This is a genomic window from Pseudorhizobium flavum (assembly GCF_044142885.1).
Classification (GTDB): domain Bacteria; phylum Pseudomonadota; class Alphaproteobacteria; order Rhizobiales; family Rhizobiaceae; genus Neorhizobium; species Neorhizobium flavum.
In genome coordinates this window covers 46781-71699 of the sequence record NZ_JBIOKZ010000010.1, presented here as the reverse complement: position 1 = coordinate 71699, position 24919 = coordinate 46781, and the positions used below count along the sequence as shown (strand labels likewise).

Here is a 24919-nt window from a genome sequence, read left to right as displayed (position 1 = left end):
TCCCCCCGTCCCTTACTGCTCTTCTACGCCGTGCTCGCGATCGAGCCGGTTCATGTAGGCAGCGTAATAGAAAATCAGCGCGATGAAGACGATGATCGAGCCCTGCTGTGCGAACCAGAAGCCCAGATCGGTCCCCCCGACCGGGATTCCCGAAAGCATGGGACGCAAAAGGATGCCGAAGCCGTAGGATACGACTGCCCAGATCACCAAGCAGATGGTGATGATGCGAATATTTGCTGCCCAATAGGCATTGGACGATGATTTGTCCGTCACGTGTACCTCCTCCAAAATTCGCGTCCCCCTGAGGACGCAACCTCCTGCCCAAACGCTCACCGAATCCCAACACGAATGGACAAGTGTCAAGAAGTACCTAATCGGTTAGGGTGCGTACATTCTCCGATAGTCGTAGTTGTCGAAAGCCCCTTACTTTGGGCTTCGAAAGACGAGTTTTCCACAGGAACAAGCGAAAGGCGCCTGGCGCAAAAGTCTTTTGCCCCGTCCGCGGCAAAGGCCGCATCGGACCAGGCCATCCCAATTCGCAAGATTGAGTTTCCATCGAGGCCTCCCTCCCCAGATGGAAAGTGCCGGCAGGACAAGCCGGCCGGCACTTGGCAGATCACTCTTCGCCGAGCCAGGCGTTCACCTGGTCCGGATGGTCTCCGATATACTTCGCCACGGCCTCTTCGTAGGACGTCTCCTGCGCGTTGAACATCCCCGCCTGCAGGTCGTCGATCGGCAGCTGCATCCTCGAGAGGAACCCGGCAACTTCCGGATTGTCTTCCTTAAAGCCCTTGCGAGCGAGAACGTCCACATGTTCAGCTTCGCCCAGGGAGGTCTTCGGATCCTCGATATAGCGGATGTCGTACTTGCCGAACATCCAGTGTGGGCTCCAGGACGTTGCTACGAACCAGTCCTCGGAGCGAACGGCGCGGTCGACGGTGGTCAACATGCCCGCCTCGCTGGAGATCTGCAGCTTGTAGTCGTCGAGGCCATAATCCTTCAGCGCCTGCTGAGACAGGCGCGTCAGTCCGGCGCCCGGGTCGATACCTTGGACAGTGTTGCCGAGCTTCTCCTTGACCTCGTCCTTGGCAAGGTCTTCCATCGAACTGATGGCGTCTTCCGGGATATAGTTCGGCACGACCCAGCCCAGTTTGGCGTTCTCGTAGACGGTGCCGAGCGTTTCCACGTCGTCCTTGATCTTCGCATAGTAGTCGGCATGCGTCTGCGGAAGCCATGCCATCATCATTGCGTCGAGATCGCCGCGGCTGACGCCCTGGTAGAGCGGTGCGACATCCGTCTGCACCAGTTCGACCTCCTGGCCGAGTTCGTCCTTGATCAGTTTCGCGGCAAGCTTGGTGACGAACTCCGCATCCGACCATGCCGCCCAACCGATCTTCACCGGTTTTGCATCCTGGGCCAGGGCGATTGTGGAAACGCTGCCGGCGATAACGGCCGCGAGGCTCAGCGATACGAGTTTCTTGATCATGTCTGCTCCTTTTTTGAAGGTTCGCATAAGGCGGAATGCCCAAGTGTGGTCTGCGCGACGTTCAGGCGTTCGCCTGCTTGGTCTCTTGTCGCGCCACGACGGGGAAGAGGGTGCGCCAGAAGGCCGGCCGCTCCTTCCCGAAGCTCTGCGTGATGCGGTCGAGCACCACGGCGAGGATGACGACGGCCAGGCCGCCCTCGAAACCCGTGCCAACGTCCAGACGCTGGATCCCGGTCAGCACGGTATTGCCAATGCCGCCAGCGCCAATCATGGAGGCAATCACCACCATCGACAGCGCCAGCATGATGGTCTGGTTGATGCCAGCCATGATGGAGGGTAGCGCATTCGGCAGCTGTACCTTGAAGAGCAGCTGCGATGCCGTGCAACCGAAGGCGTGGCCCGCCTCGACGAACTCCACGTCGACCTGACGTATCCCAAGATTCGTCAGGCGTACGACCGGCGGCATCGAGAAAATGACCGTGGCGATCGTGCCAGGCACGGCGCCGAGCCCGAAGAACATGGCGGCGGGAATAAGGTAGACGAAGGCGGGCATCGTCTGCATCAGGTCCAGCACCGGGCGCACGGCGGATGCCGCCGAGTCCTTGGCGGCCATGGCAATCCCGAGCGGCAGGCCAAAGAGCATGGCGATGATCGTGGAGGCTATGACGAGCGACAATGTCTCCATCATCGCCGGCCAAAGACCCATCTGGTCCACGAGCCAGAGTGCGACGGCAGTGAAGATGGCGAAACCCAGGCCGACCCGCCACAGCGAGAGTGCAACGAAGATGGCAAGGCCAACGATCATCGGAAGGGCCGTCAGCGTGTCCTGTATGCCCCCCGTGACTAGCCCGATCGCTACAGCAATCGCGTCGAGGGCAGGAGAGAAGTTGTCGAGGATATAGTTGACGATCGTATCGACGCCGTCACCAATGTCGAAGTTCATGATTGCATCCTATCCGTGATCTGCTCAGCTGGCGCGATCAAGCGTCTCGAGAAGCATTGATTTGCTGATAGAGCCGAGATAGCGGCCCTCGTCATCGACCACGGGGAGCGGCCAGGGACTGCCGGCCACCCTGCCGAGAAGATCCGACAGGGGCTCGGTTGCCGCGATCGGCTCGATGTCGGTCAGAAATGCGCTTCGGTAGGGATCGGCAGCCTTTGACCTGACCTTTTCCACCAGCGAGGTCTGGCTGACGATGCCTTGGTACTTCTTGTCGCGACCGACGACGATCGCGTACTCCCGGTCGAAGTTCTGCATCCGCTCAAGCGCAGCGGCCGCTGATACGCCCTGACGATCGATAATCGTCACCTGCGTCTTGCGGGCAATGTCCCCGGCCTTGAAGACTTGGGTGACGTCCACGTTGCGGAAGAAGGACCGGACGTAGTCGTTGGCGGGCCGGGTGACGATCTGGTCCGGCGTACCGACCTGGATCACGCTGCCGTTCTGCATGATGCAGATCCGGTCACCGATCCGCATCGCCTCGTCGAGATCGTGGCTGACGAAGACGATGGTCCGGCTATGCTCCGCCTGAAGGCGGACAAGTTCGTCCTGCATTTCCGTGCGGATCAACGGGTCGAGCGCCGAAAAGGCTTCATCCATCAGCAAGATCGTGGGTTCGCTGGCAAGCGCCCGGGCGAGCCCCACGCGCTGCTTCATGCCGCCGGAAAGCTGGTTCGGCCGACTGTCGGCATAACCCTCGAGGCCGACAGCCTTCAGGGCGACCATGGCCTTTTCTTTCCGTTCCCGCTCGCCGATACCGGCGACCTCCAGCCCAAACGCAGCATTGTTCAGTACGGTCCGGTTGGGCAGAAGCGCAAAAGACTGGAACACCATGCTTATATCGCGTCGGCGAATATCGATGAGCTCGCGACGCGACATCTTGGTGATGTCTCGCCCGTCGATCTCGATCGACCCTGCGGTCGGCTCGATCAGACGGTTGAGAAGTCGCAACAGCGTGGATTTTCCGGAACCGGAAAGGCCCATGATGACGAAGATCTCGCCTTCGCGAATGTCGAAGCTGGCATCGTTGACACCAATGGCACAGCCGGTCGCTGCGTGGATTTCCGGCTTCGACTTGCCAGCCCGGACCATCTCCATGGCTTTATCCGGTCGTTCGCCAAAAACCTTGAACACGTTCCTCAACGTGATCTTTCGCGGGGCATCAGAGCCGGCCATATCGCCAGCGGACACCACGGAAGAAGTAGAATTATTCATCTTGCAACGGCCTCGCACCACGGCGAGGCAAACCTCCATCAGTATAAAATATACGCTCAACAAACGAACGACCAAGCGCAGACTTTCTGAAGTTACACAGGGTCGTATCATACTATTTCTAATCGCATCTCGATTGGGATCTGACGGAAGAACGTCAGATCCCAATCGAGATGCGATGTGCTGAGCGCCAGCAGACAAAACGCCATCCCATCAGGAGACACTATCCTGTCTAAAGAAACGGAATTGCGATGTCCATGAAAAAACGGAACGAACAACGCGCAATCCGCGATATTCCATTCTCAAACACCCTCGTTCAGCGGGCGGCTTGGGAATATTTTGCCCAATCAGGTTGCGGACAGCCGCCTACTCATGCTGCACGGAAGTCAGCCGACCTTCAGATATTGCTCGCCTTTCCCCGCTCCGCGATCTTCTGCAGACAATGCGCCCGAGAAAACGTCGCCGATACCAATGAGAACAGGCTCATCGTAGCCGATTTCGGAAATACCCGCCCCGAGCTCGATGAGTTTTCCGATCCACCGGCGCTCCTGCGGACGCGCCACGGAACTGACGATCACCGCGGCGGTCGCACCCGGCATCCCCTCCCCCAGAAGGTGATCTCGGATCTGGGTGGCCGTTCTGCCGCCCATATAGAAGACACTGGTTGTTCCAAGCTCGGCGAGGCTCCGCCAATCGAGGTTTGCGGGCAAGCGGCCGTCGCGGGCATGCCCGGTCACGAAACGAACTGACTGAGCATGGTCGCGATGGGTCAGCGAGATGCCGAGACGCGCGGCCATGGCGCTGGCCGCCGTGATGCCCGGCACCACATCAAACGCAATCCCCTCGCGGTCCAGAACCGTGATCTCTTCGCCCGCGCGACCAAAGATCATCGGGTCACCGGACTTAAGCCGGACGACATGCCTGCCGCTTCTGGCAAAGTCGATCATCATGCGGTTGATGTCATCCTGGCGGCAACTCTCCCTTCCACCGCGCTTGCCGACCAGCATGCGCTTCGCCTCGCGACGCGCCAGTTCGAGAACCTCAGCCGAAACGAGATCGTCGAACAGGATCACGTCGGCGCATTGAAGCGCGCGAACCGCCTTGAGGGTCAGATACTCCGGATCGCCCGGACCGGCTCCCACCAAAGTCACGCGACCGATTTTCGGTCCCGCTGTATTTTCCGCCGTGAGTGAGAGCAGTTCCAGTTCTGCCTGGGCATCCGGCCCATCTTGCTCCGCAAAGGCACGGTCGACGAAGCGTTCCCAGAAGGCGCGGCGCGGCGCACCCTGCTGCAGGCGCTCGCTCACCACGTCACGAAGCCTATGGGCGAGGATCGCCCAGCCCTTGAGAGCAGCGGGCAGCAGGGTCTCGATGCGGCGGCGGATGGCCTGCGCCAGAATGGGCGCGGCGCCGTCGGTGGAGATGGATACGATCACAGGTGAGCGGTTAACGATCGAGCCGAACTGGAACTGGCAAAACTCCGGCTTGTCGATGACATTGACCGGAACCCCCGCCGCCTTCGCCGCTTCGAAGAACGCGGCGGCATCGGTGTCGTCCTCGCAATCGGCAATGGCCATTGCAGCACCTTCGAAGACATCGGCCGCCCAAGGTCGGTCGTGGTGGATGCAACATCCGCCACCATCCTGGGGACCCCGTCGGATCAGTGCCTCGAACGTCGAGGAAAGTTCGCTGACCGGCGCGAACACGGAGACTTCCCCACCGCAAGCGCACAGAAGCTCCGCCTTCCAGGCAGCGGCATCCGAACCGCCTGCCACCACCACTCGCTTGCCGGCGAGGCTCCAGAATATCGGAAGCTTGGCAAGCGGCTCGATCCGACGGGGCGCCTCGGTCCGGCCTTGGATCTCGGGGTGTTCCAGTTCAAACATGCAAATCTCCATTGACGGGCGAGAATGCGTCGGGGATGGACGTTCACCAAGCGTTGTATGAAAGGAACTTGCCGCTCATCCTGATCTCGATGCGGTCACCCTTCGGATAGGGGACCTTCTCCACGCTCATGTCGAAGTCGATCGCACTCATGATCCCGTCGCCGCCCTTCTCCTGGATCAACTCCTTCAGGGTCTGACCGTAGACGCCGATAATCTCGTAGAAGCGGTAGATGCAGGGATCGGTCGGAACTGCCTGAGGAAAGACCTTCGTCGGATACTCCGAAAGGACGACAGCCGCCTCCTGCGGCAGACCGAGGTTAAGCACCAGCACCTCGGCCTTTTCCCGCGGCAGCGTGTTCATGCCGAGGCAGGCAGACGTCACGAAGACCTCGCTCATACCGATGTCTTCGGCGATTTTGGCCCAGGAAAGCCCGCTCGCGCGCTTGCGCTCATAGATCAGATCCGTGACGTCCTGCTTGGTCAACATGCGATCATGCTCCTGTGTTCGTGGCCAACGCTTCGCCAGGCACAAAAAACGCTGCGTCCCCACCCTGCCCTCAAGTGGCAGCGATGATGTCCACAGCGTCGATGCTGGTGCCTGATTTGTGGCTACCCGGACTGCGCCATTGCAGTCGATCGGGTGTGAAACGGCCTGCGCCGTTGATGTCATAGTGCCAGACCTGATCTGGCTGCACAAGATCTAATCTTTCGTGATTGCCGCCCAAAACTTAGGCATACAGCTGCTGCCACAGCAGCAGAAGCACCAGCAGCAGCGCCAGTATCAGCGACAGCACCTGCCAGAACAGCAGCGGATTGTATTGCGTCAGCGGCGTTCTTGCCGTTCTTAGGATGTGCTGCTTCGGATGGGACAGGTCATAAAGGAATTCAGAAATGGCTTCATAGCGCCGCCCTGGGTCCGGATGGACGGCTTTGCGAACAGCGTCATCGATCCATTGCGGTACGTCTGGCCGGCACTCACGGATGGAGGCGTATCGCAGTCGGGCTTGCTGTCGTGCATTGCCGGTTCTTGCAACAGCGGCTCCATAGGGGAGGCGTCCCGTCAGGATCTGGTAGGCGATCACCCCAAGCGAGAACAGATCCGACTGCTCGTTTCCACGTTCTCCCAGGAAGTATTCGGGCGCGGTGTACTGGAACGTGCCGAGGATATCCTCCGCATCCGGCGTATGTTTCGCCTCGACCAGCCCCTGGACACGGGCCGATCCGAGGTCGATGATCTTGGCGGTCCCATTGCTGTCGATCAGCACATTGTCCGGCCTGAGGTCCTGATGGATGACCTCCTTGCGATGCAGGGCCCGCAGCCCTTCGGCGATCTGCGAGATGATCGCGCGCATGGAAGCCAGGTCAGCTTGGGGATGATCCTTCATCCATTGCGAGAGCGTTTCGCCAGCAACATACTCCATGACGAGATACAGAGACCGGCGCGGAATGATCGTATCCCTGCATTTTACGACATGGACGCTGGAAAGCCGGCGCGCCACCCATTCCTCCATCGCGAACCGGCGCAGATAGGCCTCATCCTGCTGCAGGTCCGCCGACGGGAACTTCAGCACCACGGCATCCCCGGTTTGCGGGTCGCTGGCAAGAAAGACATGGCTGCGGCTGCTGGCATGGATCTGCCGGTGGACGCGGTAGCCCTCGAACTCGCCGGGAACCGACGGCAGCGAGGCGGGCGGCAGTGTCTCCATCCTGTCGAGAAGAGGCTCGAAGCTCGGCTCCGGCAATTGATCGATGCGGACGATCTGGATGGTGAGGTTGTCGTCGCTGCCGTTTTCGAGCGCCCGTGCGGCAATTTCGCCAGCCGCCCGATCCAGATCCGGGTTCGCCGCAATCTCCGCTGCGATCTGCCTCGGCCTCAGATGATCGTGAACACCGTCAGTCGTCAGGATGAAGACGTCGCCTACCTGCAAAGGAACGTGCCGATAGTCGATCTCGATGGACGGAAGCAGACCAAGTGCTTTGGCGATTTGGGTATCCGACCCGGATAGGACAAGGCGATGTTCGCGCGTCAGCGGCTCGACCTCGCTGCCCGAAACCCGCGCAATACGACTATCGCCGACATGAAAGATGTGGGCGCGCTCGCCCTTGAGCACCAGCGCGGAAAAGGTTGCGACATGGGCACGGTCGCGATCTTCCACATGTCGGCTTTGCGCATGCAGCCAGGAGTTGGTGGCGTCGATGACGCGGCTCGCCGACGTCTTCACGGTCCACGCATCGGATGTGCAGTAATAGTCGGTTAGGAAGCTTTTCACCGCCGTCTCGGCCGCGACATGCCCCACGGGGCTGGTAGAGATCCCGTCGGCGATCGCGAGCGCTACCCCCTTCATGGTCAGCGCCACGCCGGACGGCACGACGGCACCATGAAAATCCTGGTTCAACGGCTTGCGCCCGGCCGACGAGTATTGCCCGATGCTGACGCGTAGCGCAGCGGTGTCGCGAATGTTGAGCATCACGGGATCCAGATAGGATCGGTCCCGCCCACGGCAGGACCGATCCTCGTTTTTATCTGTTATTCTGCTGCGACGAGGCGCGCCGCAGGCTTCTCGGTCACCTTGCGGCTCGGCGATGTGCGGTAGTGGGTGGCGTAGATCATCCCGCCTACGAAGGTCAGTCCCCCGACGAGATTGCCGACGACGGTGGGGATTTCGTTCCAGATGAAGTAGTCCGCCCAGGTGAACTGGCCGCCCAGCATGATGCCCGAGGGGAAGAGGAACATGTTGACGATCGAGTGCTCGAAGCCGAGGTAGAAGAAGATGAGGATCGGCATCCACATCGCAATCACCTTGCCGGACACCGAGGTCGACATCATCGCGGCGATGACGCCGGTCGAGACCATCCAGTTGCACATGACCGCACGGATGAAGAGCGTCAGCATCCCCGAAGCGCCGGCGGCAGCGTAGCCGAGCGTCCGCGATTCACCGATCACCCCAATCTTCTGCCCGACTGCATTCGGTGCCTCCGAGAAACCCATTGTGAAGATGATGGCCATGAAAACCGCGGTTGTCATTGCACCGGCAAAATTGCCGATGAAGACCAGACCCCAGTTGCGAAGGATACCGCCCACCGTGACACCGGGCCGCTTGGCAATCAGCGCCAGCGGAGCAAGTGTGAAGACGCCGGTCAGCAGGTCAAACCCCATCAGGTAGAGCATGCAAAAGCCCACGGGGAACAACAGCGCGCCGATGAGCGGATTTCCGGTATTGACGGTTACAGTAACCGCGAATGCTGCTGCGAGCGCCAATATGGCACCGGCCATATAGGCCCTTATGAGGGTATCCTTTGTGGACATGAAGACTTTGGACTCGCCCGCATCGATCATTTTCGTGGCGAATTCCTGGGGTGCTACATAGGACATCGAGTTTCCTTTCGCGATGCAGGAGACGGCTCAGCAAGCCGCGGTGGTTGCAGTGAGGTTGAGGTAGACGTTGCGACCTTCGATCCGTACGGGGAAGGTTGATGTCCTTCCGTCGTCGGCGCCTTGGGCCTCCCCGGTTTCAAGCGAAATCACCCAGTTGTGGAGCGGGCATGTGACGCAGCCGTCATGCACGATCCCCTCGCTGAGCGGCCCGTTCTTGTGCGGGCACTTGTCTTCGAGTGCGAAGACGCGGTCATCAGCGGTCCTGAAGACCGCGATCCGTCTTGCACCATCCTTGATGCGCCGAGATCCCTGGCGCGGAATGTCGTCAATCGTTCCGATGAGAGCCCACGCCGTCTCGGCGAAAGTGGTATGCGCGTTCATTCCGCTGCCTCCTTCTGGATGACGGCCATCGGGTTGAATTCGTGCTTGTCCTTGCCGGAGACGCGCTCCGACCACGGGTCGACCTGGGCGAACTTCTGGCTGAACACGAAGCGTTCGTAGTAGGCTTGGCGCTTGTCGCCATCCTCCATGATCTGCCGGCGGATCTCGTCGACGCCGATGCGCTTGGCCCACTTGTAGATGCGCTCGAGATACCGACCCTGCTCCCGGTACATCTGGGTCAAAGCAACGATGTGCTGGAGCGCCTCGTCCTCGGTCCTGACCAGGCCAAGTACCTCGGTTCCCTTGATGTCCAGTCCGGCCGCACCCGCGAAATGGATCTCGAAGCCGGAATCGACGCAGATGATGCCGATATCCTTGCAGGTCGCCTCCGCGCAGTTGCGCGGGCAGCCGGAGACGGCCATCTTGAGCTTGGCGGGTGTCCAGGATCCCCACATGAATTTCTCGATGCGGATGCCGAGGCCCGTGGAATCCTGGGTCCCGAAACGACACCAGTCGGACCCGACGCAAGTCTTCACCGTCCTCAGCCCCTTGGCATAGGCCTGGCCGGAGACAAAGCCGGCCTTGCCGAGATCCGCCCATACAGCCGGCAGGTCTTCCTTCTCGATCCCGAGCAGGTCGATGCGCTGACCGCCGGTCACCTTCACCGCCGGAATTTTGAATTTGTCGACGACATCCGCGATTGCCCGCAATTCCTTCGAGGAAGTCATTCCGCCCCACATGCGTGGGACGACAGAATAGGTGCCGTCCTTCTGGATGTTGGCGTGGACGCGCTCGTTGATGAAGCGCGACTGGTAGTCGTCGGCATACTCGTCCGGCCAGTCGCAGACGAGGTAGTAGTTCAGCGCCGGTCGACACTTGGCGCAACCGCAGGAGGTCTTCCATTCCAGTTCCTGCATGACGGCCGGGATGGTCTTCAGGCCCTTCGCCTTGATCAGCCGGCGGACGTCGTCGTGACCGAGGTCGGTGCAGGGGCACATCGGCGTCACGGCGGCGGGATTGTAGCGATCGCCAAGCGTCAGCGTCATCAACTGCTCGACCAAGCCCGTGCAGGTGCCGCAGGAGGCGGATGCCTTCGTGTGGGCGCGAACCTCTTCCAGCGAAGTCAAGCCGCTCGCGGTGATGGCGCCGGTTATCTTACCCTTGCATACGCCATTGCAGCCGCAGATTTCCGCGTCGTCCGGAAGGGCGGCAACCGCGGCCAGAGGATCGAGCGGCGAGGCGCCCTGGTATGCCTGCCCGAAGATCAGTGTGTCCCGCATCGCAGAGATGTCGGCGCCCTTCTTCTTCAGGTTGTTGAGCCAGGCGCCATCGGCCGTGTCGCCGTAGAGGACCGTGCCGATAATCCGGTTGTCTTTCAGCACGATCCGCTTGTAGACGCCTGCGGTGGCATCTCGCAGGACGATTTCCTCACGGCCCTCTCCCTCGGCGAAATCGCCGAGCGAATAGAGATCGATCCCCGTGACCTTCAGCTTGGTCGGGGTGTCGGAATGGACGAAGGCTGGGCCACGGTCGCCGGCGAGACGGGACGCCGCGATCCTCGCCATCTCGTAGAGAGGGGCCACGAGGCCGTAGACTTGCCCTGCCACTTCTGCACATTCCCCGACTGCGAGGATGTTGCCGTCGGACGTCTGCATGCCCGCATCGACGACAATGCCTCGGTTGACGGCAAGCCCTGCGTCTCGAGCGAGCGCCACGTTCGGACGGATGCCAACCGCCATGACGACCAGTGAGGCGCCAATGACGCGGTCGTCGTCGAGCGCGACGCCTTCAACCCTGCCCTCGCCAACGATCGCCTTGGTATTAGCTTTGCAGATAACCTTGATGCCCCGCTCCTCGACCGCCTTCTGCAGGAGATAGCCCGCGGCCGGATCGAGCTGCCGCTCCATCAGGGTCGGCATAACATGGAGGACGGTGACATCCATGCCGCGATGAGCAAGACCCGCTGCGGCTTCCAGTCCGAGCAGTCCGCCACCGATCACCACCGCCTTCTCGCGCGACTGCGCCGCAAGCAGCATGGCGTTGACGTCGTCGACGTCGCGGTAGGTAATCACCCCCGGCAGATCCGCCCCGGGCACGGGAATGATGAACGGCACCGACCCGGTTGCTATCACCAGCTTGTCGTATGGCTCCATAACGCCGTGATCGGAAGTGACGGTTTTGGCGCCCCGATCGATCGCGACGATTCGATGCCCCTTGTAGAGGGTGATGCCGTTGTCGATGTACCAGCCATCGCCGTGAATGACGATCTGCTCATAGCTCTTCTCTCCAGACAGTACCGGCGAAAGCATGATGCGATCGTAGTTCACACGTGGTTCCGCGTTGAAGATGGTCACGTCGTATCGGCCAGGCGCCTGCTCGAAGAGATGCTCCAGCATCCGTCCGGGGGCCATTCCGTTGCCGATGATGACGAGCTTCTCGGTCGTGGTAGTCATGGGCTCTCCTCGATGGAGGGGGGGGTCGAAAACGAAAAAAACGCCGCTCGGAGTCGCGCTTGCGGGACGGGCCCGTGCTGCAAAATCCTTGCGACGTCGATGTCTGTGGCGGGCGCGGCTGTTGCGCCCTAAAGTCCGATCTCCATTGATCGGCCTGCTCTATACCAAGCAAAGCCTGTGCCAGATTGGATGGAAAGGTCTAACTAATTGGCGAAGCAAGAAATTTTCCCGAATCCGCCGCAGTCGCCGAGAGCAGCACTCAACGATATTGCCGAACATTTGGGCGAAACAGCCGATTTCTGATGCCGGTCAATTGAGCAGCGACGACGCAGACCCAAAAACGTCGGACCGCGCATCGCGCGCAGGTTCTACATCTCGTGCTCGTCCCGTCCACCAAGCTCGCGACGCGCGATCGGAAAGTGTCGAACATAGTCGTGGAGTCTTCGAGGATCGAAGACATACCCGTCCATGAACCTGTCTCCCGGCCGGTCACCTTCCATCCGCAGGTCGTCCTCGTCAGGGGCTGCAGCATCGCCTAGCGCCGAACGGAAGATGTCGGGCCGGTAAGAAGCCAGGGCAGCGGCTATTCCCTTCTCGGAACAGGTGGCCTGGCCCCAGCGGATCATCTGGCTGTAGATCCACAGAGCCTGGCTCAGGCGCGGATAGCTGGCGTGCTGGGCGTGGAACGAGAAGTAGCTCGGGATGACGCGGCGGGTGCCCTGCGCGTCCAGACTGAATTCCCCCGACAGCACATGCCGTATGATCTCGACCGGCGCGCCGACATGGCGCGGATCCGCCAGCGCTTCCGCCAGGGCATCATGGTTTTCCGGCTGATCGCACCACTGTGCTGCAGCATTGAGCGCCACGAGCAGGCGCATGACGGTGTCCGCGTTGCTTTCGGCCCAGTCCGGCCGCATGCCGAGCACCTTCTCCGGCGCGGAGGGCCAGATATCCTGCTTGGCAGCCACGATGCGGCCGACACCCCGCTGGGAGGCAACCATGTTCCACGGTGCACCGACGCAGAAGCCATCGATCGCGCCCGCCGCAAGCGCATCGGAGGTCATCGGCGGTGGCACGACAACCAGCCTGACGTCCACGTCGGGATCAATCCCCCCGGCCGCCAGCCAATAACGGAACTCGTAATTGTGGGAAGAGAAAGGATAGGTCATGCCCAGCGTCGGCGGCTGCTCGCTCGCCGCTTTCATGGTTTGGACCACCAGGGCAAGCGCACGGGCATGATCGAGCGCGCTGGCATCATCGCCAATGTCGGCAGTGTCTTGCATGCGGGCAAATAGCCTCGTCGAGAGCGTGATCGCGTTGCCGCCCCGTCCGAGCGAGAAAGGCGTGATCGTGGGCGAGGGGTTTGAGCCGAGACCAAGCATGGATGCCACCGGCATGGGCGACAGCATGTGGGCGATGTCGAACTGACGGAAAGCCAGACGGTCGCGTACATTGGCCCAGGAAACATCCCGGACAAGTTCGAGCCTTAGGCCTTCCCGCTCCGCGAAACCAAAGACGGATGCGGCAATCAGCACGGATGCATCGACAAGCGGTATAAAGCCGGCGCGGAGGACACGCGTCCCTTCCGAAGGCACGATTGCGGGAGCAGGCAAGCTAGGTCCAGTGCGGTTGCGTCTGGTCACCATGTTCATTCCAGTTTCCTCAAGGCCTTTTCGCCGGGCTCGCATTCAAAGGAGCAGCCGTGCCGCCGTTACGATGCTCTGGGCGATGTCCGCCATCTTCTTCTTTTCGTTCATCGCGGACTGGCGCAGGAGGGCGAATGCCTCCTCCTCCGACAGACCCCGCATCTTCATGAGAATTCCCTTCGCACGCTCAACCACCTTCCGCTCTTCCAGCGCCGAGCGCGCCTCCGCCAACTCACGCTGCAGGCGGCTGAAGGCGTTGAAGCGACTGACGGCCATGTCCAGTATCGACTTCACCCGCTCCTTCTTGAGCCCGTCGACGATATAGGCGGAGACTCCAGCATCGACGGCCGCCTCTATGGACGCCGTATCCGACCGATCGACGAACATCGCAATCGGACGCCCGACGGTTCGGGTAAGTTGGAACAGGTGCTCCATCATGTCCCGGTTCGGATTCTCGATGTCGATGATGATGACGTCGGGCTGCAGCGTTTCGATCGTCCGCGCGACCCCGTTGACCTCATGGATCACGTTGACGCGATCATGCCCGGCCTCGCGCAGTCCCTCCTCGATGATGGAGGCGCGAATGGCATTTTCATCGATCACGAGGATGGTGAGTTCGGCCTGGGACATTCGCTAACGATGCCGCAGCGCAGCAATTCTGGCAAGCATCATTGTCTAAAAAATATGCGTGCTATGGAATTGATGAAAAATAGTTCATTCGGGTCGGAAATTCATACGGTGAGATGCCGGCGAGCTTCTTCCGTATCCAGGGACTCGGCTCCACCCTCGTGGACTATCTCGCCGCGGTCCATGATGTAGACCTGGTCCGCGAGTTCGCGGCAGAAATCCAGGTATTGTTCGACCAGCAAGATCGCCATGCCGGTCGAATCCCTCAGGTAGCGGATGGCGCGGCCGATATCCTTGATGATCGACGGTTGGATACCTTCCGTCGGCTCGTCCAGCACTAGGATCTTCGGCCGCATGACCATGGCGCGGCCGATCGCCAGCTGTTGCTGCTGCCCGCCGGAGAGGTCCCCGCCACGCCGTGACAGCATGCTGCCGAGGACGGGAAACAGGCTGAAGATCTCGTCGGGGATGAAGCGCTCCTTGCGGGGAAGCGGGGCAAAGCCGCTTTCCAGGTTCTCCTGAACGGTCAGCAGCGGAAAGATTTCCCGCCCCTGCGGCACGTAGCCGACGCCGCGCTTCGCCCGTGCATAAGGTGCCAGCCCGTTCAGCGGCGCCTCGTTGAAGCGGATCGTTCCGGCGCTCACCGGGTGCTGTCCGGTGATGGCGCGCAGCAGCGAGCTCTTGCCGACGCCGTTGCGGCCGAGCACGCAGGTGATCTTGCCCATCTCCGCGGTCAAAGAGATGCCGCGAAGAGCTTGGGCCGCGCCGTAGTGCAGGTTGATGTTGTCTACCGTCAGCATGATTAACGTCCCAGATAATTCTCGACGACCTTCGGATCGCTCGAGACGAAGTCGATCGATCCTTCGGCCAGCACTGAGCCCTCCGCCAGGCACGTCACCTTCACCCCGAGATCGCGGATGAAGCCCATGTCGTGCTCGACGACGACGACGGAGCGGGTTTTCGCGATCTCGCGGAGCAGGATCGCAGTCTCCGCAGTCTCCGCGTCGGTCATGCCGGCCACCGGCTCGTCGACGAGGAGAAGCTTCGGCTCCTGCGCCAAGAGCATGCCGATCTCCAGCCACTGCTTCTGGCCGTGCGAAAGATTGGCGGCGAGCTCGTCCCTGCGGTGCGTCAGGCGGATCGTCTCGAGGATCTCCTCAATGCGCGCGCGATCCTCAGCTGTGAGCTTGTAGAACAGCGTGGCGAAGACGCCGCGGGAACGGTTGAGTGCGAGCTCCAGATTGTCCCAAACGCTATGGCTCTCAAACACAGTCGGCTTCTGGAACTTGCGGCCGATGCCGAGCTGGGCGATGTCTGCTTCATCCCGCTTGGTGAGATCGATCGTGTCTTCGAACAGGACCGTGCCGCTGTCGGGGCGGGTCTTGCCGGTGATGATGTCCATCATCGTCGTCTTGCCGGCGCCGTTGGGGCCGATGATGGCCCGAAGCTCACCCGGCTCGACCACGAAGGAAAGCGCGTTCAACGCCTTGAAGCCGTCGAAGGAGACTGACACGTTGTCGAGATAAAGCAGGCTCTTCGCGCGTGTTTCGGCAACCGTTGTCATGATCCTACTCCGCCGCTTGCGGCAGGAGATCGACATCCCTGCCATTTTCTCGTTCCGCCGCCGCCCTCAGTTGCCTGCGGGCGTTCCAGCCCTGCTGGATCGTGCCGACGATACCCTTGGGAAGGAACAGGGTGACCGCGATGAACAGGCCGCCCAGCGCGTAGAGCCAGAACTCGGGAAAGGCGCCGGTGAAGAAGCTCTTGCCGGCATTGACGAGAACTGCGCCGATGATGGGTCCAACAAGCGTGCCGCGGCCTCCAACCGCCGTCCAAACAACCACCTCGATGGAATTGGCCGGCGCGAACTCGCCCGGATTGATAATGCCGACCTGCGGCACGAAGAGCGCACCCGCGATGCCCGCCATCATGGCCGAAACAACGAAGGTGAAGAGCTTGATGTTCTCCACCCGGAAGCCGAGGAAGCGTACACGGCTTTCGGCATCGCGCACCCCGACCAGCACCTTGCCGAACTTCGAGCGCACGATAGCCGACGCGATCAGCAGGCAGAGCGCCAGCATGATGGCCGACATCGCAAACAGCACGTTGCGCGTCCCGGCGGCCTGGACCGGGAAGCCGAGGATCTCCTTGTAGTCCGTCAGTCCGTTATTGCCGCCGAAGCCCATGTCGTTGCGGAAGAAGGCGAGCATCAGCGCATAGGTCATCGCCTGCGTGATGATCGACAGATACACGCCGTTGACGCGGCTGCGGAAGGCAAACCAGCCGAACAGGAAGGCAAGCAGCCCCGGAACCACCAGCACCATCAGCATGGCAAAGGGGAACATGTCGAAGCCGTACCAGAACCACGGCAGTTCCTGCCAGTTGAGGAAGACCATGAAATCCGGCAGGACCGGATTGCCGTAGACGCCGCGCGAACCGATCTGGCGCATGAGATACATACCGATGGCATAGCCGCCGAGCGCGAAAAAGGCGCCGTGGCCGAGCGAGAGGATGCCGCAATAGCCCCAGACGAGATCGAGCGCGAGCGCCAGCAGTGCGTAGCAGAGATACTTGCCGAACAGCGACACCGCGTAAGTCGGAACGTGGAAGGCACTTTCGGGCGGCACCAGGAGGTTCAATGCCGGCACAAGCAGAGCAGTCGCAAGCAGGATGCCGATGGCGACGACGATCTTGCCGTCCAGCGCGCGAAGAACGAAACCGGTGATCATGCTTCCACCGCCCTTCCCTTGAGCGCGAAGAGGCCGCGCGGTCGCTTCTGAATGAAGAGGATGATCAGTACCAGCACGAGGATCTTGCCGAGCACGGCGCCGGCCCATGGCTCGAGGAACTTGTTGAGGACTCCGAGCGACAGCGCGCCGACCAAGGTGCCCCAGAGGTTTCCGACGCCGCCGAACACGACAACCATGAAGCTGTCGATGATGTAGCTCTGGCCGAGGTTCGGTGAGACGTTGTCGATCTGCGAAAGCGCCACGCCAGCGATACCGGCAATCCCGGAGCCGAGCGCAAAGGTAAAGGCGTCAACCCAAGGCGTGCGGACGCCCATGGAAGAAGCCATGCGCCGGTTCTGCGTCACCGCCCGCATCTGCAGTCCGAAGGACGATTTCTTCATCAGCACCAGCAGCGCAACGAAGATCGAAAGTGAGAAGATGATGATCCACATGCGGTTCCAGGTGACCGTCATGCCGCCAAGCGGAAACGAGCCGGACATCCAGGAAGGGTTGCCGACCTCCTGGTTCGTCGGCCCGAAGATCGACCGGATCGCCTGCTGCAGGATGAGCGAAATCCCCCAGGTGGCGAGCAGGGTTTCCAATGGGCGGCCGTAAAGGAAGCGGATCACGCCACGCTCGATCGCCAGTCCGACCGCCGCCGTCACCAGGAAGGCGACAGGCAGCGCGATGGCAAGCGACCAGTCGAAGAGCTGCGGCGCGCTGGAACGGATGATGTCCTGGACGACGAACGTGGAATAGGCGCCGAGCATGACCATCTCACCATGCGCCATGTTGATGATGCCCATCACCCCAAAGGTGATTGCAAGCCCGATTGCCGCGAGCAGCAGCACCGAGCCGAGCGACAGGCCATACCAGACATTCTGCGCCATGTCCCAAAGCGCAATCTCGCTCTCGATCGCGCCGATCGCCTTGTCGATGTCCGGCTGAAGGCTGGCGTCGACCGAGCCATAGGCGCCGCGCAGCACGCCGATCGCGTCGCGTCCGCCGTAGTTGCGGATTCGCTCAATAGCCTCGCGCTTCTCCTCGATGGAGCGGCCGGAGGTGAGCAGCGACACGGCGCGTGCCTCCTCCATTCTGGCCCTCACCTCGCCGTCGATTTCCTTGGCAAGAGCGGTTTCGATAAGCTCGAGATTGTCTTCACTCGGTGCGGCAAGCATGGTGTCGGCCGCTTTCAGCCGGGCTTTGGGGTTCGGACTCATCAGCGTCAGGCCGCCGAGTGCGGCCCGGATGGCGCGACGCAGGTTGTTGTTGACCTTGACCTTGCTGACGGCGGATTTCGCCACCTCGCCAGCGCTTTCGCCGGTCAGTGGATCGAGCAGTTCCAGCTTCGATCCGGCAGGCTTGGTCATGAACACGGCGTCATCGGACTTGCGGGCGTAGAGATCACCCTCGGAGAAGGCTTCCAGTGCCGGTACGACGCGCGCATCACCCGTCGCGGCGATCTGAGCAATCAGCTCTTCCGCCTGCTGGAAATTGGCATCGGCCAATTGATCGATGAGAGGCTTGGGATCGCTCTGCGCCAGGGACGGCGCGGCGAAGGAAAGGATCAGAATAATCAGACTGACGAAACGGATTGCCATGCTCTTGTCCCCCGGTTGGCTGCGCGTGACGGGCGCGATCCGCCCTTCATCCGCCTGCCGGCACCTTCCCCCTCACCCGGGAGAAGAACATCTGCGCCATTCCCGCATGAGCGAGAAGGCGATTGAGGCGCTGACCCTCTTCCCAGTGCGGGAAGAGGGCCGGGGCTGGAGGGTGGTCTGATCAGCTGCCCTTGCCGCCGCACTTGCCGGTGGCGACGTTGAAGTTGCCGCACTCCATCGGCTTGCGCCAATCGGCGATGAGGTCCTTCGAGTCCGGCAGGTAGTCGGACCATTCGTCCCCGACGACGGCCGGCGTTTCCTGGACAACCTCAAACTGGCCGTCCGCCTGGATCTCACCGATCAGCACGGGCTTGGTGATGTGGTGGTTCGGCATCACGGTAGAATAACCTCCCGACAGGTTCGGCACTGCAACGCCGATGATCGAGTCGAGAACAGCGTCGGTATCGGTTGTGCCGGCCGCTTCGACGGCCTTCACCCAGGCATTGAAGCCGATATAGGCGGCTTCCATCGGGTCGTTGGTCACGCGCTTGTCGTTGTTGGTGAAGGCGTGCCAGGTCTCGATGAACTCGGCATTGGCCTCACTTTCAACGGACTGGAAGTAGTTCCAGGCGGCCAGATGGCCGACCAGCGGGCCGGTGTCCAGACCCGCCAGTTCTTCCTCGCCGACGGAGAAGGCGACAACCGGGATGTCTTCCGCCTTGATGCCCTGGTTTGCCAGTTCCTTGTAGAAGGGCACATTGGCATCGCCGTTGATGGTCGACACCACGGCGGTCTTCTTCCCGGCGGAACCGAAGTTCTTGATGTCCGTCACGATCGTCTGCCAGTCGGAGTGACCGAACGGCGTGTAGTTGATCATGATGTCTTCCTCGGCCACGCCCTTCGACATCAGGTAGGCCTTGAGGATCTTGTTCGTGGTCTGCGGATAGACGTAGTCGGTGCCGGCGAGCACCCAGCGCTCGACGCCTTCCGTTTCGGCAAGGTAATCGACGGCGGGGATGGCCTGCTGGTTTGGAGCAGCACCCGTGTAGAAGATATTGCGCGAGGATTCTTCACCTTCGTACTGGACCGGATAGAACAGGATCGAGTTCAGCTCTTCGAAGACCGGCAACACAGACTTGCGTGACGAGGATGTCCAGCAACCGAACACGGCAGCTACCTTGTCCTGGCTGATCAGTTGGCGAGCCTTCTCGGCAAACAGCGGCCAGTCGGAGGCCGGATCGACGACAACGGCTTCGAGCTTCTTGCCGAGGACGCCGCCCTTTTTGTTCTGCTCTTCAACGAGCATCAACATGGCGTCCTTCAGCGTGGTCTCGGAAATGGCCATCGTGCCCGAAAGGGAGTGCAGCACGCCGATCTTGATCGTATCTTCCTGCGCCAACGCGCCATGGAATGCCGTGGTGGAGAGCGCAGCGGCTAGCAGCGCTCCGCCAAGCTTTGCGGAAATCTTCATGATCGAACCCCTCTTCTTGTTCGTTCGCAACCGGAAGCGGGACGCTTTCGCCGTTGCTGGAGGGACTATCCGATGCTGCACCGCAAACCCGTATACGTAGAATGACGTACAGACGGGGGAGAAGTGGGAAACGTCAGCCAATCGATATCGTTGACAGCAAGGAACTGCTGTCCCGATAGTCGGTCGCGGGAGGGAACACGATGGACGTTACAACGATCGGCTTCACCAAGACGACCGCAGAGAACTTCTTCCGGCGCCTGAAATCGGCTGGCGTGAAGAGGGTGATCGACGTGCGGCTGCACAACACCTCCCAACTGGCGGGCTTCGCCAAGGCAGACGACCTGCCGTTCTTCCTGAGTGAACTCTGCGGCGCGGATTACGTGCATGAGCCGCTTCTGGCGCCGACGGAGGAGATCATGACCACGTTCAAGAAGCAGAAGGGCGACTGGAACGTCTTCAGGGAAAGCTTCCTGGGGCTGATGGCGGATCGGAAGATCGAGAGCCAGTTCAAGGCGGAAGCCTTCGACGGTAGCTGCCTGCTCTGCTCGGAAGACAAGCCACACCAGTGCCACCGGAGCCTCGTCGTCGATTACCTCAACAGCAAATGGGGCGGCAGGCTCGCCGTCAGACACTTGTGATCCTGCTTCCGGAGGGCTTGCCAAACCCTTCACCGCGCATAAGAGTGCCTAATTGGAAGTCAAATTTATGAGGGCGCTAGTTATTAGGCATGGCCGCACGGCAACGCATCATTCCGGTTCGCCGGGAGTACAACCGCTGGGTCGCGGACCAGACGCTGGAAGACTATGCTCTACGTTTCACGGCAAAGAGCGCCCGACGCTTTTCCTCTACGCGGATTTCTCACACGGCGATCGGCGCTATCTCTTTTCTAGCGCTGGAAGCGATCGGCGGCACGATTACCCTCTCCTACGGCACCACCAATGCCTTCTTCGCCATCATCGCCGCCGCCGTCGCCATGCTGGTGGTCGGCCTTCCGATCAGCCGTTATGCGATCCGCCACGGGGTCGACATCGACCTGCTGACCCGTGGCGCAAGCTTCGGTTATATCGGCTCGACGGTGACATCGCTCATCTATGCGAGCTTCACCTTTATGCTGTTCGCGATCGAAGCGTCGATCATGACCGGCGCACTGCAGCTCGCCTTCGGCATCCCGCCCTGGATCGGCTACATCATCAGCGCCGTCGTGGTGATCCCTCTGGTCATCTACGGGGTTCGGCTGATCTCGCGATTCCAATTGGTGACCCAACCTTTCTGGATCGTGCTCAACATCCTGCCTTTCCTCTTCATCGCCTTCCTTGACTGGGAGAAGTTCGACCTGTGGCGGTCCTTTGCCGGTATCGATCACTCCAACGGCGAGGTCGCAGGTGCAGCACCCTTCAGCCTCCTGGAATTCGGGGCCGCGTCCGCCGTTATCCTGGCGCTGATGCCGCAGATCGGCGAACAGGTGGACTTCCTACGCTTCCTGCCTGCGGAGGGCCAGCGGAAGTGGCGGCACCGAGTTGCAGTCTTCCTTGCAGGGCCGGGATGGGTGGTGGTTGGCGTTCCCAAATTGCTGGCCGGCTCCTTTCTCGCCGTGCTCACGCTCTCCACAGGCATTCCGGCTCAGGAAGCGGCGGACCCGGCGCATATGTACCTGGCGGCCTTCGGCTACATGATCCCGCACGATACGGCCGCGCTCCTGCTGATGGCGGCATTCGTGGTCGTCTCACAGCTGAAGATCAACGTGATGAACGCCTATGCGGGTTCGCTTGCCTGGTCGAACTTCTTCTCGCGCCTCACACACAGCCATCCGGGCCGCGTCGTTTGGCTGATCTTCAACGTGGCGATCGCCCTCCTCCTGATGGAACTCGGGATCTACAGGTTGCTCGAAGCGACGCTCGGCATCTTCTCCATCATCGCCATGTCCTGGCTCTGCACCATCTCTGCGGATCTCTTCATCAACAAGCCGCTTGGCCTGTCGCCGCCCGGCATAGAGTTCAAGCGTGCGCATCTCTACGACATCAACCCGGTCGGCCTTGGAGCCATGGGCGGGTCGGCTGCCATTGCGCTTGCCGCCCATTTAGGCCTGTTCGGGCCGGTGATGGCTTCGCTCTCCACTTATCTGACGCTCATTGCCTTCCTGCTGTCGCCGGCCATCGCCTATGCGACCAACGGCAAGTTCTACCTCGCTCGCAAGCCCCGTCACAGCTGGAAGAGCCTCGCCTCCATTACCTGCTCCATTTGCGAACACCCCTTCGAGCCCGAGGACATGGCTTGGTGCCCGGCCTATGCGGCGCCGATCTGCTCGCTCTGCTGCTCGCTCGACAGCCGCTGCCACGACATGTGCAAGCCCAACGCGCGGCTCCATGCGCAGGTGGGCTCGGTGGCGAAGGCGGTGCTGCCGCAGACTGTCATCGCCAAGCTAACTACGCGCCTCGGCCGCTACGCCGTGGCGGCGGCACTCTCCATCTCGGTGATCGGCGCCATCCTCGCAATGATCGCTTATCAGGTGGGGCTCGCGGCACCGGCCAATGCCGAGGTCATCTACAGCACGATCATCATCGTCTTCTTCGTCTTCGCCATCATCGCCGGTGTTGTCTCCTGGTTCTACGTGCTCGCCCATGACAGCCGGGTCGTGGCCGAAGAGGAATCTTCTCGCCAGAACACCCTGCTCCTACGCGAGATCGCCGCCCACAAGAAAACGGATGCCGCCCTGCAGCAGGCAAAGGAGACGGCGGAGGCGGCCAACAGGGCGAAGAGCCGCTACGTCGTCGGCCTCTCCCACGAATTGCGCACGCCGCTCAACGCCGTCCTGGGCTATACGCAGATCCTCGAACGGGACGAAACCATCCCCGCGCCGCGGCAGTCGGCGATCAAGGTCATCAAGCGCTCCGCCGACCACCTGTCGGGTCTGATCGACGGCCTGCTCGACATCTCCAAGATCGAAGCGGGCCGGTTGCAGGTTTATTCGAACGAGATCAACATTCAGGACTTCCTCGACCAGATCGTCGAAATGTTCTCTCTTCAGGCGCAGGCGAAGGGGCTGCAGTTCGAGCACGAGCGCGTCCGCAGCCTGCCACTCTACGTACGCACCGACGAGAAGCGGCTTCGCCAGATCCTCGTCAACCTGCTCTCCAACGCGATCAAGTTCACAGATGCCGGGACGGTCCGCTTCGACGTTGCCTATAGGAGCCAGGTAGCGACTTTCACGGTTACCGATACCGGACGCGGTATTCCGGAGAAGGACCAGACGCGCATCTACGAGCCCTTTCAGCGCGGTGAGGCCGACACGGTGAAACCGATGCCGGGACTTGGTCTCGGCCTGACCATCACGCGGCTGCTCACAAACACCCTGGGCGGCGAGATTTCCGTCGCGAGCACAGAGGGTGAGGGCTCGACCTTCAGGGTGCGGCTGATGCTTGCGGCCGTAGACCGCCCCAGCACCGCGCCCGCGCCGGCGCGCCGCATCATTTCCTACAGCGGTCCGCGACGGACCATCGTCGTGGTCGACGACAACGAGGATCATCGCGACCTGATGCGGGAACTGCTCGTGCCTATGGACTTTGTGGTCCTCACGGCGGCGAGCGGGCCGGACTGCCTGACACTGATCGAGGGTATGCGACCGGACCTCTTCCTCGTGGATATTTCCATGCCGGGCATGAGTGGCTGGGATCTGGTGACGAAGCTACGCGACGGTGGGCAGACGGCACCGATCGTCATGCTCTCTGCCAATATCGGCGATGGCTCGGTCGCCACGGCCGAAGGCCACAGTGATGCTATCGGCAAGCCAGTCAACATGCGCCAGCTGAGCGACCGCCTGGCCGTTCATCTCGGCCTGACCTGGATCTACGAAAGCGATCAAGCTACCGCCATCGCCATACCCTCGCCGGCAAAATTGGTGAGCCCAGGAGAAAATCACCTCCATGACCTGTTGCGGTTGGGCGAGATCGGCTACGTGCGGGGGATCGAGACAAAGCTTGCCGATCTGGCGCAGACGGAGGAGTACCGGCCATTCGCGGCCGAACTGGGCACCTATATTCAGGCTTTTGACTTCGACGGCTACATGACCTTCCTGAACCGCTTCATCGGAGAAACGACGACAGATGGCTGACGCCGCCCATCCCCGCGACATCGTGCTCCTGGTGGACGACAGTCCCGAAGCTCTTGGTTTCCTCACCGAAGCCCTGGAGCAAACTGGGTTCTCTGTGCTGATCGCGACGTCCGGCCAGGCGGCGCTCAATATCGTCGATCGCATCACGCCCGACCTAATCCTGCTCGACGCCGTGATGCCGGCCATGGATGGCTTCGCCACCTGCCGAAAGCTGAAGGCCAATCCCTCTGTCTCGCAGGTCCCGGTGATCTTCATGACCGGGTTGACGGAGACGGAGCACATTGTGCATGCGCTCGATTCCGGCGGTGTCGATTACCTGAGCAAGCCTATAGATATCGACGAATTGCGGGCACGCATACGTGTCCATCTCGCAAACGCACGCTCGGTTCAGAGCGCGCGCGTGGCACTCGACGCGGCCGGCCGCCACCTGCTCGCGATCCACCGCAACGGCAGCATCCATTGGTCGACGCCGCAAGCCATGCGCCTGGTCGACGCCGCGACGGGCAGTGACACCGGACTGGAGGCCGTGGCAGTTCACCTCGCTGGCTGGCTCTCCCAACGAGCCGATGGAGGTGGCTCGCGAGACGCTTCCTTCTCGTTGGCGCCCGACAGCGAAACCACCCTGAACTTTACTTTTCTCGGAGCAATCGGCGCCGACGAATTCCTTTTCCGCCTCAGCGGCTCCGGCGGCCGCTCAGGTTCGAGCATGCTGCGCCAGCATTTCGGCCTGACTGCACGGGAGTCGGAGGTGCTGGAATGGATCGCCAAGGGCAAGTCAAACCGTGATATCGGGGAGATTCTTGGCCTTTCCGCGCGAACGGTGAACAAGCACCTGGAGCAGATCTACGTAAAGCTCGGCGTCGAAAACCGCGCGTCGGCTGCCGTAAAGGCCGCGCAGGTTCTTTACTCGATGTAGTCTGTCTAGGGCTGCGACACGCTGAAC

At 61.3% G+C, this 24919-nt stretch carries 21 protein-coding genes; 4 read left to right on the top strand and 17 right to left on the bottom strand.

The features are described 5' to 3' along the window. Positions 1-12: 12 nt before the first annotated feature. The 16 genes from ACEPP2_RS17695 to urtB all read right to left on the bottom strand — a co-directional run bounded on the left by ACEPP2_RS17695 (position 13) and on the right by urtB (position 18397). Positions 13-273 carry a DUF4212 domain-containing protein gene (locus ACEPP2_RS17695; RefSeq protein ID WP_152339126.1) on the bottom strand — a complete coding sequence of 87 codons (261 nt, stop codon included), beginning with the start codon at positions 271-273 and terminating at the stop codon, positions 13-15. A 343-nt stretch (positions 274-616) separates the two neighbouring features. Next, complete coding sequence (locus tag ACEPP2_RS17690; RefSeq protein WP_395517362.1) at positions 617-1486, bottom strand: glycine betaine ABC transporter substrate-binding protein; 870 nt, start codon at positions 1484-1486, stop codon at positions 617-619. A 61-nt stretch (positions 1487-1547) separates the two neighbouring features. Continuing rightward, positions 1548-2429, bottom strand: coding sequence for an ABC transporter permease (locus ACEPP2_RS17685; protein ID WP_077545941.1), 882 nt, complete (start codon positions 2427-2429; stop codon positions 1548-1550). A 24-nt stretch (positions 2430-2453) separates the two neighbouring features. Next, entirely contained in the window at positions 2454-3662 is a 1209-nt protein-coding gene (gene proV, locus ACEPP2_RS17680; protein ID WP_395517428.1) for a glycine betaine/L-proline ABC transporter ATP-binding protein ProV, read from the bottom strand. Between the two features lie 422 nt (positions 3663-4084). After that, positions 4085-5584: a siroheme synthase CysG gene (gene cysG / locus ACEPP2_RS17675; protein ID WP_395517361.1), complete on the bottom strand. Its 1500-nt coding sequence runs from the start codon at positions 5582-5584 to the stop codon at positions 4085-4087. A 43-nt stretch (positions 5585-5627) separates the two neighbouring features. After that, positions 5628-6071 (bottom strand): cyanase, encoded by a 444-nt coding sequence (gene cynS / locus ACEPP2_RS17670; RefSeq protein ID WP_395517360.1) that lies wholly within the window; start codon positions 6069-6071, stop codon positions 5628-5630. A 241-nt stretch (positions 6072-6312) separates the two neighbouring features. Beyond that, complete coding sequence (locus tag ACEPP2_RS17665) at positions 6313-8052, bottom strand: protein kinase domain-containing protein (RefSeq protein ID WP_395517359.1); 1740 nt, start codon at positions 8050-8052, stop codon at positions 6313-6315. A gap of 59 nt (positions 8053-8111) precedes the next feature. Further along, positions 8112-8957, bottom strand: coding sequence for a formate/nitrite transporter family protein (locus ACEPP2_RS17660; RefSeq protein WP_077545946.1), 846 nt, complete (start codon positions 8955-8957; stop codon positions 8112-8114). 30 nt (positions 8958-8987) lie between these two features. Next, the gene (nirD, locus tag ACEPP2_RS17655) at positions 8988-9341 is read right to left on the bottom strand and encodes a nitrite reductase small subunit NirD (protein WP_281978597.1); all 354 of its coding nucleotides are present in this window, start codon (positions 9339-9341) and stop codon (positions 8988-8990) included. Then, positions 9338-11794: a nitrite reductase large subunit NirB gene (gene nirB, locus ACEPP2_RS17650; RefSeq protein WP_395517358.1), complete on the bottom strand. Its 2457-nt coding sequence runs from the start codon at positions 11792-11794 to the stop codon at positions 9338-9340. The genes nirD and nirB overlap by 4 nt, the downstream gene beginning before the upstream one ends. Before the next feature lie 368 nt (positions 11795-12162). Beyond that, the gene (locus tag ACEPP2_RS17645; RefSeq protein ID WP_395517357.1) at positions 12163-13446 is read right to left on the bottom strand and encodes a CmpA/NrtA family ABC transporter substrate-binding protein; all 1284 of its coding nucleotides are present in this window, start codon (positions 13444-13446) and stop codon (positions 12163-12165) included. 36 nt (positions 13447-13482) lie between these two features. Then, positions 13483-14070: an ANTAR domain-containing response regulator gene (locus ACEPP2_RS17640; RefSeq protein ID WP_052640003.1), complete on the bottom strand. Its 588-nt coding sequence runs from the start codon at positions 14068-14070 to the stop codon at positions 13483-13485. 101 nt (positions 14071-14171) lie between these two features. Further along, a complete protein-coding gene (gene urtE / locus ACEPP2_RS17635) occupies positions 14172-14867 on the bottom strand; it encodes an urea ABC transporter ATP-binding subunit UrtE (protein WP_395517356.1) in 696 nt (231 codons plus the stop codon). Between the two features lie 2 nt (positions 14868-14869). Then, positions 14870-15631, bottom strand: a complete 762-nt coding sequence (gene urtD, locus ACEPP2_RS17630; RefSeq protein ID WP_395517355.1) for an urea ABC transporter ATP-binding protein UrtD — start codon at positions 15629-15631, stop codon at positions 14870-14872. A 4-nt stretch (positions 15632-15635) separates the two neighbouring features. Then, positions 15636-16796: an urea ABC transporter permease subunit UrtC gene (gene urtC / locus ACEPP2_RS17625; protein WP_395517354.1), complete on the bottom strand. Its 1161-nt coding sequence runs from the start codon at positions 16794-16796 to the stop codon at positions 15636-15638. Further along, entirely contained in the window at positions 16793-18397 is a 1605-nt protein-coding gene (urtB, locus tag ACEPP2_RS17620) for an urea ABC transporter permease subunit UrtB (RefSeq protein WP_395517353.1), read from the bottom strand. Before urtB ends, urtC begins: the two co-directional genes overlap by 4 nt. On the opposite strand from urtB, the gene ACEPP2_RS17615 reads away from it, so the two are divergent. Beyond that, on the top strand, positions 18396-18578 hold the full coding sequence (locus tag ACEPP2_RS17615; RefSeq protein ID WP_395517352.1) for a hypothetical protein: 183 nt from the start codon (positions 18396-18398) through the stop codon (positions 18576-18578). The two genes, urtB and ACEPP2_RS17615, sit on opposite strands and share 2 nt — an antisense overlap. Here ACEPP2_RS17615 and urtA read toward each other — a convergent pair whose 3' ends face one another. Continuing rightward, positions 18579-19868, bottom strand: coding sequence for an urea ABC transporter substrate-binding protein (gene urtA / locus ACEPP2_RS17610; protein WP_395517351.1), 1290 nt, complete (start codon positions 19866-19868; stop codon positions 18579-18581). Positions 19869-20068: 200 nt separating this feature from the next. Here urtA and ACEPP2_RS17605 point away from each other — a divergent pair, with 200 nt between their 5' ends. The 3 genes from ACEPP2_RS17605 to ACEPP2_RS17595 all read left to right on the top strand — a co-directional run bounded on the left by ACEPP2_RS17605 (position 20069) and on the right by ACEPP2_RS17595 (position 24892). Next, positions 20069-20506: a DUF488 domain-containing protein gene (locus tag ACEPP2_RS17605; protein WP_395517350.1), complete on the top strand. Its 438-nt coding sequence runs from the start codon at positions 20069-20071 to the stop codon at positions 20504-20506. 89 nt (positions 20507-20595) lie between these two features. Then, positions 20596-23976, top strand: a complete 3381-nt coding sequence (locus ACEPP2_RS17600) for a hybrid sensor histidine kinase/response regulator (RefSeq protein WP_395517349.1) — start codon at positions 20596-20598, stop codon at positions 23974-23976. After that, positions 23969-24892 carry a response regulator gene (locus ACEPP2_RS17595; protein ID WP_395517348.1) on the top strand — a complete coding sequence of 308 codons (924 nt, stop codon included), beginning with the start codon at positions 23969-23971 and terminating at the stop codon, positions 24890-24892. The genes ACEPP2_RS17600 and ACEPP2_RS17595 overlap by 8 nt, the downstream gene beginning before the upstream one ends. The last annotated feature ends 27 nt before the right edge of the window (positions 24893-24919 follow it).

Excerpts from the sequence above, each read along its gene's own strand:
- ACEPP2_RS17690 (WP_395517362.1), bottom strand. The coding sequence starts at position 1,486 with ATGATCAAGAAACTCGTATCGCTGAGCCTCGCGGCCGTTATCGCCGGC.
- ACEPP2_RS17685 (WP_077545941.1), bottom strand. The coding sequence starts at position 2,429 with ATGAACTTCGACATTGGTGACGGCGTCGATACGATCGTCAACTATATC.
- proV (WP_395517428.1), bottom strand. The coding sequence starts at position 3,662 with ATGGCCGGCTCTGATGCCCCGCGAAAGATCACGTTGAGGAACGTGTTC.
- cysG (WP_395517361.1), bottom strand. The coding sequence starts at position 5,584 with ATGTTTGAACTGGAACACCCCGAGATCCAAGGCCGGACCGAGGCGCCC.
- cynS (WP_395517360.1), bottom strand. The coding sequence starts at position 6,071 with ATGTTGACCAAGCAGGACGTCACGGATCTGATCTATGAGCGCAAGCGC.
- ACEPP2_RS17665 (WP_395517359.1), bottom strand. The coding sequence starts at position 8,052 with ATGCTCAACATTCGCGACACCGCTGCGCTACGCGTCAGCATCGGGCAA.
- ACEPP2_RS17660 (WP_077545946.1), bottom strand. The coding sequence starts at position 8,957 with ATGTCCTATGTAGCACCCCAGGAATTCGCCACGAAAATGATCGATGCG.
- nirD (WP_281978597.1), bottom strand. The coding sequence starts at position 9,341 with ATGAACGCGCATACCACTTTCGCCGAGACGGCGTGGGCTCTCATCGGA.
- nirB (WP_395517358.1), bottom strand. The coding sequence starts at position 11,794 with ATGACTACCACGACCGAGAAGCTCGTCATCATCGGCAACGGAATGGCC.
- ACEPP2_RS17645 (WP_395517357.1), bottom strand. The coding sequence starts at position 13,446 with ATGAACATGGTGACCAGACGCAACCGCACTGGACCTAGCTTGCCTGCT.
- ACEPP2_RS17640 (WP_052640003.1), bottom strand. The coding sequence starts at position 14,070 with ATGTCCCAGGCCGAACTCACCATCCTCGTGATCGATGAAAATGCCATT.
- urtE (WP_395517356.1), bottom strand. The coding sequence starts at position 14,867 with ATGCTGACGGTAGACAACATCAACCTGCACTACGGCGCGGCCCAAGCT.
- urtD (WP_395517355.1), bottom strand. The coding sequence starts at position 15,631 with ATGACAACGGTTGCCGAAACACGCGCGAAGAGCCTGCTTTATCTCGAC.
- urtC (WP_395517354.1), bottom strand. The coding sequence starts at position 16,796 with ATGATCACCGGTTTCGTTCTTCGCGCGCTGGACGGCAAGATCGTCGTC.
- ACEPP2_RS17615 (WP_395517352.1), top strand. The coding sequence starts at position 18,396 with ATGCTCTTGTCCCCCGGTTGGCTGCGCGTGACGGGCGCGATCCGCCCT.
- urtB (WP_395517353.1), bottom strand. The coding sequence starts at position 18,397 with ATGGCAATCCGTTTCGTCAGTCTGATTATTCTGATCCTTTCCTTCGCC.
- urtA (WP_395517351.1), bottom strand. The coding sequence starts at position 19,868 with ATGAAGATTTCCGCAAAGCTTGGCGGAGCGCTGCTAGCCGCTGCGCTC.
- ACEPP2_RS17605 (WP_395517350.1), top strand. The coding sequence starts at position 20,069 with ATGGACGTTACAACGATCGGCTTCACCAAGACGACCGCAGAGAACTTC.
- ACEPP2_RS17600 (WP_395517349.1), top strand. The coding sequence starts at position 20,596 with ATGGCCGCACGGCAACGCATCATTCCGGTTCGCCGGGAGTACAACCGC.
- ACEPP2_RS17595 (WP_395517348.1), top strand. The coding sequence starts at position 23,969 with ATGGCTGACGCCGCCCATCCCCGCGACATCGTGCTCCTGGTGGACGAC.